Origin of the sequence: Rhodovulum sp. 12E13 (assembly GCF_003340565.1) — a bacterium.
In the GTDB taxonomy this organism is placed as follows: domain Bacteria; phylum Pseudomonadota; class Alphaproteobacteria; order Rhodobacterales; family Rhodobacteraceae; genus HLUCCA09.
The window spans coordinates 1-9,803 of the sequence record NZ_QPLK01000053.1 but is presented as its reverse complement, the minus strand read 5'-3'; the positions used below and the strand labels follow the sequence as shown (position 1 = coordinate 9,803).

Below are 9,803 nucleotides of genomic sequence, written 5' to 3'. Positions count from 1 at the left end.
CGGCTGTAGCGTTTCACCCATGGCGTGCTCCGAGGGCTGCTGTCGGACTTGGTGTAGCAACTTGATTCTACAGAGCTTTCGCGGGCACGCCAGCCATTACCCCCGATTTCGATGAATAAGGCGGGATAAAGGTCAGGAAAAGGGGATTCGATTTCTTGGAGGGGCAGTGTTCAAGGGGCTTGTGAGTGCCGGGTTCGACGTTGTCATCCGCAACCATGCCGAGGCGATCTTCGCCCTGGACTTTCCAGGGCAGGCCCAGGAGCTCGAAGATGTTCTCCTGCAGATGACGATACCGGCGGAAGACCTGGTCGGATCAGGGGGAGGCGAGGCGAAATCCACGCAGTGGCTGCGGCGGCAGCTCTCCGATAAGGGCTGGCCGAAACACAACTTCGAGTTCAAGAGCTATCTTGACGGGGCGGAACAGCTCTCGATGAGCCATGAGATCGATCACGTGAGGCGCGCAGAGAACGGGACGATCGCTCTCGAAATCGAGTGGAATAACAAAGACCCGTTCTTCGATCGCGACCTGGAAAACTTCCAGCGCCTGCACCAACAGACCGCCATCTCAATGGGCGTCATGATCACTCGCGGTCGGTCACTGCAAGACAGCATGCGGCAGATCATCGAAGACTGCCTGAGGAAATACGCCGTCCTCGATGAAGCCGATCTAAAAAAGCACTTCGATATGAAAGATCGGACCGCGCGCCAGCGTGAAGCGGTAAAGAAGCTGACAGACAGACAAATCCCTTTCGCCAAGGCATTCGCGAAACACTTCACATCAGACAAGTTCGGCACGGCGACAACGCACTGGGCTAAGCTGGAAGAACGGATTGACCGTGGCGTCGGCAATCCGTGCCCAATGCTTCTCATCGGACTGCCGGCGTCTATCGTTATTCCATGATCACTCTGCTGCGGTCACGCCCGAATTGTAGGGGTATGTTTTCCACGTCGGCTTGTAGTCGAGATCGGCCTGGTTCCCCCAGACAGTCCAACCGTCCCGGATACCGCGCCCGAAGAGTTCGAGATACGGGCCCCAGGAACAGGACTCGATGATCTCATACTGCTCGTCAGGCTTCCTCGAATGCTCCCGCTTGCGCGTCTTCAACAGATCCCCGTCAGGCTCCTCGGCCAGGATCTTGTTCACCTGGCGCCGGCCTGGCGGCAGCGTTCGAGCGTCCTTGCCCCGGACCCCGAACAGGATGATCTCCGTGACGTTCCGGAAGTAGAAGCCGACGCCGCGTCCGTCCGGACCACCGTCCTTCCGCACCTTCTCCCAAACGATGTTGCTCTTGTACTCGAAACCCCAGGCCGCCAGGACCCGCAGTCCGTCCGGCAGCAGGGCGTTGGGCACCCACAAGTAGCAGTGGGCGCGATCTTCGAGGTGATCGGCGACAGGCAGGGCGGCGATCTCGTCGGTCGTGAGGGTCGGATACCGGCTTAGGCGCTTGTGCTCCGGCGCGATCTTGCCGGTGCGGTTGACAAACCTCCAAGGTGGGTCCGCCATGACGCATCCGAACCGGTCATCACCGAGGAAACCGCGTAGGTCCTCGAACGCCTTTTCGCCTTCCATACGCCTGCTCCCTGTGCCTCCCGCTCAGGAGTAGCCCAATATGTTGCGTCTCGCAACGTCGAACCCCCGCCTCTCGGCGGGGGTCCTTGCACTGTCTCGCCAGTGCTGCGCTCGTTCCCGGAATGCCGTGCTCATGAAACGCGCAAGCGCTGGGGCGGACACGGCGTGCTTCAACGGGCTGGTTGACCCAGGTAGAGTAACCGAGGGAGGAGAGCCGCCCCGTGAACTGTCACGCGGCGCAGACAGCCCCCCGGACGGCCAGCCGCTCATGCGCCGAGAGCGAAAACTTCGGCAGTTCCTCTGGCTCCCCGCCGGCGAGGCGGCGATCGTATGCTTCGACCGCGGCGCGAAGAGCTGCAGGGCATCCCTCGGTCTCGAGACGATGGCGGGCGTATGCGAGCAGCCATGCCGACGACCTGCGGCCGAGTGGAACGCCGGAAAACTCTGCGTTTTGACGGTCCTGCTCTGCTCGCTCAACGCTGTTGAGAAAGCGGCCGGCAGGAAGGCGCACCGTCGCTTGCAGGCGGCGGTATGCGTCCGAGTCGTTCGCCATGACCTCGGCTTCCGCTTTTTCGACACGGCGCTCGGAGGCGCCCGCGTCTTCCCCGATGACGCGGAGGTGGCCCGAACCTTCGCCGGCTTCCGCAACAGTCGCGGGAAGCTTGACGGACAGAACAGTGCCTTCGCTGACCTGGACTGCTTCTCCGGGGACGCGGTCGCCGTCTTTCCAGCCGCCAGAGACGAGCTCAACGCCGTCGCCGAGGTAGAGCCTCACCGGGTCGAGAAGCTGTCTGCGGCCAGCGCGGCCCTGCCAGAAAGTAGCAACGGTTACGGTGCCAACGCACATCTTGTGCGTGCCGCGGCCGAGAGAAACAGGCCCGGTGAGCTCGACAAGGTAGCGCTTGCGCTCGACTTCTGCAGGCTCTCCTGCAAGCTCGTCGACAAAAGCGCCGTATGCTGTCTTGAGAGCGGCGCGCATGTCGTCGGCCTGCTCGAGCGGCAGAACCCATGCCTTTTCGTCAGCGTTCCAGCGGGCGCCGGCGCTCTTTGCAGCGTGACGAAAGCTACCACTGAAAGGGCCTTTTCCTGCGGCCTGGCCGTCAAGCTCGAAGAGGTATGCGGTGTCGGTATCGCGGATTGTCATGTCTGTCTCCAATGTGCCCCGCAGCGGCAGCCGGGGCGGTGTTCATGCTGTGTTCCATGCCGCTGGAGTGGAGATAGCCCCCGGCGTGGAGATCCAAAAATCTGCGAGAAGAAAGTCGCTGATGAGCGTCGAAGGACACAAAATATCCTTGAAAGCATCCAGTTTCTGGCATCGTCAAGAATTAAAACGGAGCCTGAAATGGACTGAGAGGTGGTCAATGTTCACAGAAAATTACCGCACCGCTCGCGGCGTGCTTCGATTTGTGACCTTTGTTGGGGTTCTCACCACAGCAGTGGGATTTCTGCTAATCGCCACGAACCTCGGGAGGTATGGGAGTGAAGACTCAATATTTGTCGGCGTTCTTCAGATTATCGGCGGCATTTTCTTGGTCGGTGGCGCTCAAGTCTCATACGCTATTCTCGATCAAGCTGACGCTTCTCGTGCATCCGTTGCCCTGTTGCGCGAGATGGCGCTGGCACAAGGCGTGACTGAGCAAGAAGTCAAGGATGCGATAATGTCGACCCGCGCGCCGCTCACGAGCCCCGCTGGAACGGGCAACTCGGTGACACTCGCCGTTTTCAGGTTCGCCCGTGATCGCCTCGGGTCGCGCTCAGAGGGTCGTCATCCGCGAGCTTGACAGGACACCTCACCGTGTCATGCGGAACCGCCGAAGATCAGATGCGCGACTGACAGGGCGCCAGCGGTAAACCAGATGAACCCCACCACCGACAGCAGGAGAGAAAGGGCCCAAGGAACACCTCCGGGCCCTTTGCGTGCGGACAAAAATCCTGAGTCACGAGCAAGCCCAAGACTCATGAGATGGCATAGCAGCCCCAGGAGGAAGAGCGTGCCGGTGGGAAGTGCCATCACCCCTCCCCCTCTCCGATCAACCGACGATACGCCCCGATCGCGGCCCGCGCGCGTTCGTCATCGTCGAGCGGGTCAGAGTCTGCCTGCACCGCGGCGCGATCGGCGGCCTCAGCCAACCCCTTGCATTCGTCGGTGATGGTCCGGACGAGCGCCTGGTCGGTCTTCGACAGCCCCTTCCAGTGCGCGGCGAACGCCTCGCGCCCGCCGCGGGCGGCATCGCGGGCGGCGTCGAGGACGCGCTTGCTTTCAGCGGCCGAGTCCTGGTTCTTCGCCCACTCAGCCATGGCCCGGCCAGTAGCGACGCCCATGGGGCGGGCCGGGTCGAACAGCGCCTTGAACTGGTCTGCCACCTTGACCTGGTGGACGGGGCAGCCGGGCGCGGAAGGATCGAGGATGACCATCGCGGTCATCTCGAACATGAGGTCGCCGTCGGCGGCCGGATCCCACGGGATGTCGGCGCGGCGCGTCTTCGTCTTCCGCGCGTTGACCTCCTTTCGCAGCTTCTTGTCGAAGGTCTGCATAACCGGCTTCGCCCGGGTGCAGACCACGATCTGACACTTCGCCCGCACGATCCGGTCGATGAGCCGGCGGTAGCGCGGCTTCACCTGCGCCCACGCGAGCTGCGAGTATTTCTGAGGGTCGACCTCGTACCGTCCGTTTGCCCGCTTCTCCGCGGCGGCGACCATCTCGTCGAGGACCTGGGCGTGCAGATCGAGGACACCGCCGACGCCCTCCCATGCGTGCGAGAAGCTGTCGAGGATCAGGACGGGAAGGCCGGCCTCTTCGGCGGCGTCGATTACCTCGATCCAGCGCTCCGGCCCGAAACCGAGCATCTCGCCGGTGTCCGGATCGATGGCAGAAAAGTCGAAGTGCATCATCTCGGGGAAGTCCGACCGGTAGTGCAGTGCACGGCGGTTCTCCGTGTCTACGTAACCGAACGGCGCGCCGGCCTTTCCCGTGATGCCCTCGGCGAGGCCGCGGGCGAGAAGCCCGGCAGTGTACGTCTTGCCGGTTCCGGATCCTCCTGAAAGACCGACAGACACGCTGAGAGGATCCGCGATCTGATGTGCGGGAGTGAAAGTGATCTTGCCCATGATGTCTCCTGTTCAGGCAGAAAGGGATTGCTCGACGCTCTCGCGCTCGAACCACGCGGCGGCGGACCATGCAGGGAGGTCGACGGTGTGCAGGCCGACCGGATAGCCCGGCCAGGTTCCGTTGAGCAGGCACGACCCCCAAAGGGCCCGAGCCCGGGCTGCCTTCCTGTGCCCGATGTCCAGCGTCTCGTAGGACAGCTCGACGAGCGTCATCTCATGTGGCCGCTTCTTCTCCTGGAAGCCGAAGAAGAAACGGCGGAAGTCCGGTTCACCGGTCGCAGCCCGGAAAACGTCTCGGTAATGTCCGGCTTGCACGTCGTAGCCGTAGGTTGCGATCGCGCGCTGGACCGCCTCCGGCGACGCGTCCTCGCACGTCTTCAGATCGAAGATGGGGGCTGCCGGGTCGTCGGCGACATGATCGAGCATCGCCCGGCACCACACGCCGTCGATCTTCGCGATCGCGACGCGCTCGGCGAAGGCCGGGTCGATCTCGACACCGAGTTCCGCGAGGCGACGCCGCGCGATGCCGGACATCTCCTCGATCGCCTTGATCTCCTCGGTCTTGAGGGGTGTCAGGCCCGCCGCACGCAGCTCTGCGTCCTTCGCCTTGGCCTCTTTCGTGCGGATCCCACCGTCAGGCGAGCGCAGGTCAGGAGGAAACTCGACGAAGTCGTCACCGGCGCCGAGAAGGGACCGGTGGGCGGCGCGGCCAATGTCAAAGACCTTGCTGTCCCGGCGCTCGAAATCGGGGTTCAGCCGGGGCGACGCGTGCCATGCGTGAAGCGGGCTCCGCGTGACCAGAACCTTCGCAAGTGTGCTCGAAAGCGACGGCCCGGGGCACGGGTCGGCGTGATATTTGTCGGCCGCGAGACGGTGCAGTCCCTCCTGCAGTCCGGGCGCGGGATCTTGGGAAATGTCGTTCATCGGTCCAATCCGGTCCTCAGTTCCGTAAGACGCTGGGCCGCTTCTGCGGCCGCCAGCGCGTTCACCGACCGGGCCAGAGCCGCGATGGCATCGCGGACATCGCATGCCCGCATCTCGACCTCTGACCGCGCGTCCGCAACGGTCACAGCGTCGGCCGCGATCTGGCGGTAGCCAGCATCGGCGGGCGCGTTCTCGACCATCGCGAGGGCGTCTTTCAGTGTCGTGAGGCGCTGGGTCATGTGCCGTCTCTGTTCCGATCCCACGGGAATTACGCCCCGTGGAGGTCGGTCCAAAATCTCCGGGCGCGAAAACGGGTGTTGGGGGTCCAGGGGGAAGGGCGGCAGCCCTAACCCCTTGGCGAACGCGAAACTTGACGAAAGCCGAAGGCGGTCCCGCGCGCGGGATTTGTCAAGTTTTGCAGTGAGCGCGGATGGCTCTGCCAGCCGCCATATCCCCGGCATGGGACAGAAAGCTACACCCGTCGTCTACCAGGAGCGCAGCTTCTGGCCGCGGGACGTTCAGAGGCTCGCGCGGCACCATCGCCCTGAGCACCGGCGCGCGCAGCGCTGGTGCAACCCGGATGCGGCGCATGGGAATGAGGTCGTCGCCGGGTCACTCGAAAGCCTGCTCGCGTTCGAGAAAGAAGTCCAAGTCGCCGCAGAGCTGAACAGAGCGGAACACGCCGAAGCGCAGCGGGAAAAAGGACGGCCCGGCGCGGCGAAGCGCATCGAAGCGACGCCCGTAGAAAGCCCGTGGAAACGCAATCAATCGAAAGGCGTTCTGCGCGGATACGTGGTCACGGCTGACGCCAGCTGGTTCGAAGACTCCAGTTTTCCCGGCCTCGGATTCCGGGACGAAGAGAAAGTCCGCCGATTCAAGAATGCCGCCGTCGCGTTCATGAAGAAGCATTGGTCCGAGGAAGACGTTCTTTTCGCGGTGTGGGAGGAAGACGAGCGGGCGCCGCACCTTCACGTATACGCCCGTCGCTGGAAAGAGACGACGAGCAAGAACCGGGGGCGGCAAGCTTTGCTGCAGCCCACAGACATGCCGCTCTCGAAGAACCCGGAGCGGGCGCAAGACCTCGCCGCCGCGGCGTTCAAGCACCTCGGACTCGTCCGCGGGCGGCGTCACGCAGAGGAGCGCCGGCAGGCGCGGAGAGAGGGCCGTCCGGTCCCGAAAAAGCCGAAGGTCACGAGCGTCCGCGACTGGGCCCTCGAGCAGTCCCGCGAGCGCGAAGAGGCAGAGAAGAGAGCCGAGGCGAAAGCCAGGGCGGAGCGCGAGGCAGCGGAAAAAGCCCGGCGCGAGGCCGAGGCCGCGCGGCAAAGGCATGAGGACGAGGCGCGCAAGATTCGAGAGGCGCTGGCCGCCGAAAGGGCGAAGTTCGAGCAAGAGCGCGACCAGGAGCATGGCCGGATCCGGACGGCGTGGGCCGCGGTCGAGACGGGGCGTGCGGAGATGGAAAAGCGCCGACGCGCGTTTGTCGAAGACATCCGCAAGTGGAGAGACCTCGCAGACCACATTCGGGCTGCGGCGCGCCACCTCGGACTGACATCACATCCGCTTGTCGCGCGGGGACTCGAAGCTTTCGAGGGCATGCGCGACCTCGCCGGTCGCATCGGCGGACGCCAGCGCGGGGAGTGAGGCCGGGCCGCATTTCCGGGGTATGGAGCTCCGGCCGTATCAGAAGAACGACGTCAAAACCCTGCGGTCGACAGTGCTCGGCGGCGCCCGGCGCGTGCTCTTCGAAGCCTCTGTGGGATACGGCAAATCGGTCGTTATCGAGCACCTCGCCCACGCCTACGCCGCGGCCGGACGGCCGGTTTTCGTATTGAGCAACCGCAAAGCCGTCGTCGATCAACTCCGAAAGCGGGCGCGGGGGCATGACCTTATCCAGGTCATGACTGTCCAGGCGGCCGACGCGCGCCGCGATCGGCTCCCGAAATTCTGTCTGGTGCTCATCGACGAGGCGCACATGGGCGGCGCCGCGACACAATACGCCCGCGTCGTCGGGGCCGCGGCGCATCCGGGCACGCTGGTCGTGGACTTCACCGGCACACCGACACCCGGTCTTTTCAAACTCGCCGACGCGCACGTCGCCGGCCGAGACGCCGCCTGGCTGACCGCTCACGGCTTCCTCTCGCCTCTGGAATACTGGACGCCCTACACGCCCGATCTGTCCGGCGTCGCCCTGTCAAAAGGGGACTACCAGACCGCGGGGCTCCTGGAGGTCGCCGAGCGCGAGAAGGCCCAGCGCTTGGGAAGCGTGCTCGAGAGCTACACGACCAGGTGCGCGGGCGAGCCGACGCTGGGTTTCTGCATCGACATCGCGGACGCCGAGGCGGTGGCCGCGCGCTTCCATGCCGAGGGCATAGCGGCTGAGGTGCTGACGGGCAGAGACGGCGAGGACGAAACGGCGAGGAAGATCCGCGCGCTACAGGACGGCGGTCTGGTCCTTTCCGTCTCAAAGGTGTCCGCCGGTTTTGACCTCCCTGACCTGCGCCACATCCTCGCGCTTCGGCCCACCAAATCGCCGCACCTCTGGGTCCAGATGCTGGGCCGCGCCGCCCGCGCGGCCGAAGGAAAGCCGTGCGGTGTTGTCCATGACCATTCCGGCAACGCCGATCGGCTCGGCACCCTCACGCTCAAGAGCGACTGGCGCGCCGGGGGACAGCCGGGCCCGGACGAGCGCACCGAAGACGGCCGGGCGCTGGGCGTGCGGACGTGCGAGCAGTGCATGCGGATATGGGAAAGCGCCGGTGGATCCGTCTGCCCGGCGTGCGGTCATGACAACCGCCAGGACCGCCGGATCTCCGAGCGCGAGGCGGTCGAAATGCGCAAGCGCGAGGCGGCTGAGATCGACGCGCGGCACGAGGCAGAGAAAGCCATTCGGGATCGCGCTGGGCGACCGGTCAAGCAGCACATGGGCTTCCTGTTCAATGCGAAGGGCTGGAGGTGGCCGGACGCGCGCGCCGAGGCTGCGCGGGTCGCAAAGCGCAGGCTCGACCAAGCGGAGCGCGCGGGCGACGTCGAGGTGGCGGCGCTGATCCGGTCGGACCTCGAGGCGGTGGGGATCCGGCCATGAACGCCGAAACCGCGCTCATGAACCGCATCCTCGCCGGGCTATCCGCCGAGTTCCATCCCCACGGCATCTTCTGGCGGCAGAACGCCGGGCGGATCCGCAGCGATCGCGGCGCGTGGGTGAGCCTCGGCCCGCCTGGCATCGCCGATATCGTGGGTGTAGTCGATGGACGCGCGGTCTTCGTCGAGGTCAAGACGAAGAAGGGCCGCCAGCGCAAGGCGCAGGCGGCTTTCCAGGCGGCGGCCGAAAAGGCCGGGGCGGTCTATGTTGTGGCGCGGTCACCGGACGACGCGGTGAGCGCGGTGCGGGCCGCCTCAACAAGCTCTTCGACAACCTCCGGATCCGGGCGATGATAGTCTTGCACCGCGTCTATAACGCGAGCCTGCACTCCTTCATCGCCGAGTATCCATTTGAGCGAAACCGATCTGCTTCCATATCGTTTCACGCTGAGCGAGCATTTCAACCCGCGTGGCGCAACAAAGGCGTCATGCGCGAAGACCTCGGACATCCACATTTTCCCGATCCGCCGCACGAATGCAGTGGCGGCGCGGCGGGCGACTTGCTCTTGGGTCGGGGTCATGCCGTCACCTCTTCCAGCGCGTCGACCTCATCGAGGGCCTTCCACTCCCGGCGCCGATACCGCGTCACCGGATCGCCTGGGCAGTGCCAGTCGAGACGGCATGCGGGCATCGGCGGCATGGCGTCGCCTCGGATCTCTGCAAGAACGACCTCGTCTGGCTCGACACCAGGCGGCCATCCGCTGTCGTCGTGAGGGAGCCAGGGGCCCCATTCGAAATCGTCGTCCATGTCTTTTTCCTTCCAGTGAATTCGCCCCGGCGCTGGGCCGGGGCTTGCAATTCAGGCTGCGTCTTCCGCGTGAAGCTCCATCAGGACGTTGAAAACATCCTCGATCTCATCGGCGGAAGGGTAGTCTTCAAAGTGATGGAAATACGAGCCTTCGCCGCCCGTGCCGAGGGCAATGTGACCGTCTTCATCCCGCAGTATTCACCGAATGCGTCTGAGCGGCGGATTTGGCGGTCGTGGGCCGGTCGTGAGGACCGGTCGAGGGTTGTGCAGACCCTCCCGAGCGGCGCGACGCCTGTTGACGGTGCGCGTGGGCCC

Annotated in this window: 13 protein-coding genes; 6 read left to right on the top strand and 7 right to left on the bottom strand. The window is 64.6% G+C overall.

Translation table 11 applies throughout. The features are described from left to right. The first annotated feature begins 166 nt into the window (after positions 1 to 166). Positions 167 to 901 (top strand): BglII/BstYI family type II restriction endonuclease, encoded by a 735-nt coding sequence (locus DLJ49_RS20165; protein WP_115395313.1) that lies wholly within the window; start codon positions 167 to 169, stop codon positions 899 to 901. Here the strand turns inward: DLJ49_RS20165 and DLJ49_RS20160 are convergent, their stop codons facing one another. Together DLJ49_RS20160 and DLJ49_RS20155 are read right to left on the bottom strand one after the other, a co-directional pair. Continuing rightward, positions 902 to 1,570, bottom strand: a complete 669-nt coding sequence (locus tag DLJ49_RS20160) for an MT-A70 family methyltransferase (protein ID WP_115395312.1) — start codon at positions 1,568 to 1,570, stop codon at positions 902 to 904. A gap of 229 nt (positions 1,571 to 1,799) precedes the next feature. Next, positions 1,800 to 2,714 carry a hypothetical protein gene (locus DLJ49_RS20155; protein WP_115395311.1) on the bottom strand — a complete coding sequence of 305 codons (915 nt, stop codon included), beginning with the start codon at positions 2,712 to 2,714 and terminating at the stop codon, positions 1,800 to 1,802. Between DLJ49_RS20155 and DLJ49_RS21555 the strand changes: the two genes are divergently transcribed. Next, positions 2,713 to 3,351 carry a hypothetical protein gene (locus DLJ49_RS21555; RefSeq protein ID WP_147277375.1) on the top strand — a complete coding sequence of 213 codons (639 nt, stop codon included), beginning with the start codon at positions 2,713 to 2,715 and terminating at the stop codon, positions 3,349 to 3,351. The two genes, DLJ49_RS20155 and DLJ49_RS21555, sit on opposite strands and share 2 nt — an antisense overlap. 17 nt (positions 3,352 to 3,368) lie before the next feature. Here DLJ49_RS21555 and DLJ49_RS21550 read toward each other — a convergent pair whose 3' ends face one another. Genes DLJ49_RS21550 through DLJ49_RS21545 form a run of 4 tightly spaced genes read right to left on the bottom strand, consistent with a single transcriptional unit; the run spans position 3,369 to position 5,841 of the window. Then, the gene (locus DLJ49_RS21550) at positions 3,369 to 3,581 is read right to left on the bottom strand and encodes a hypothetical protein (protein WP_147277374.1); all 213 of its coding nucleotides are present in this window, start codon (positions 3,579 to 3,581) and stop codon (positions 3,369 to 3,371) included. After that, entirely contained in the window at positions 3,581 to 4,678 is a 1,098-nt protein-coding gene (locus DLJ49_RS20150; RefSeq protein ID WP_115395310.1) for a DEAD/DEAH box helicase family protein, read from the bottom strand. Before DLJ49_RS20150 ends, DLJ49_RS21550 begins: the two co-directional genes overlap by 1 nt. 12 nt (positions 4,679 to 4,690) lie before the next feature. Continuing rightward, a complete protein-coding gene (locus DLJ49_RS20145; protein WP_158547526.1) occupies positions 4,691 to 5,602 on the bottom strand; it encodes a PD-(D/E)XK nuclease-like domain-containing protein in 912 nt (303 codons plus the stop codon). Then, positions 5,599 to 5,841, bottom strand: coding sequence for a hypothetical protein (locus DLJ49_RS21545; RefSeq protein ID WP_147277373.1), 243 nt, complete (start codon positions 5,839 to 5,841; stop codon positions 5,599 to 5,601). The genes DLJ49_RS20145 and DLJ49_RS21545 overlap by 4 nt, the downstream gene beginning before the upstream one ends. A gap of 166 nt (positions 5,842 to 6,007) precedes the next feature. Between DLJ49_RS21545 and DLJ49_RS20140 the strand changes: the two genes are divergently transcribed. Genes DLJ49_RS20140 through DLJ49_RS20130 form a run of 3 tightly spaced genes read left to right on the top strand, consistent with a single transcriptional unit; the run spans position 6,008 to position 9,034 of the window. Beyond that, positions 6,008 to 7,243, top strand: a complete 1,236-nt coding sequence (locus tag DLJ49_RS20140; RefSeq protein WP_147277372.1) for a plasmid recombination protein — start codon at positions 6,008 to 6,010, stop codon at positions 7,241 to 7,243. Between the two features lie 22 nt (positions 7,244 to 7,265). Then, positions 7,266 to 8,684 (top strand): DEAD/DEAH box helicase, encoded by a 1,419-nt coding sequence (locus DLJ49_RS20135; RefSeq protein WP_115395307.1) that lies wholly within the window; start codon positions 7,266 to 7,268, stop codon positions 8,682 to 8,684. Further along, positions 8,681 to 9,034 (top strand): VRR-NUC domain-containing protein, encoded by a 354-nt coding sequence (locus DLJ49_RS20130; RefSeq protein ID WP_115395306.1) that lies wholly within the window; start codon positions 8,681 to 8,683, stop codon positions 9,032 to 9,034. Before DLJ49_RS20135 ends, DLJ49_RS20130 begins: the two co-directional genes overlap by 4 nt. A 223-nt stretch (positions 9,035 to 9,257) precedes the next feature. Here DLJ49_RS20130 and DLJ49_RS20125 read toward each other — a convergent pair whose 3' ends face one another. After that, positions 9,258 to 9,488, bottom strand: coding sequence for a hypothetical protein (locus DLJ49_RS20125; RefSeq protein ID WP_115395305.1), 231 nt, complete (start codon positions 9,486 to 9,488; stop codon positions 9,258 to 9,260). A 69-nt stretch (positions 9,489 to 9,557) separates the two neighbouring features. On the opposite strand from DLJ49_RS20125, the gene DLJ49_RS22620 reads away from it, so the two are divergent. Then, positions 9,558 to 9,803: hypothetical protein (locus DLJ49_RS22620; RefSeq protein WP_233489327.1), on the top strand; the 246-nt coding region annotated here is incomplete at its 3' end.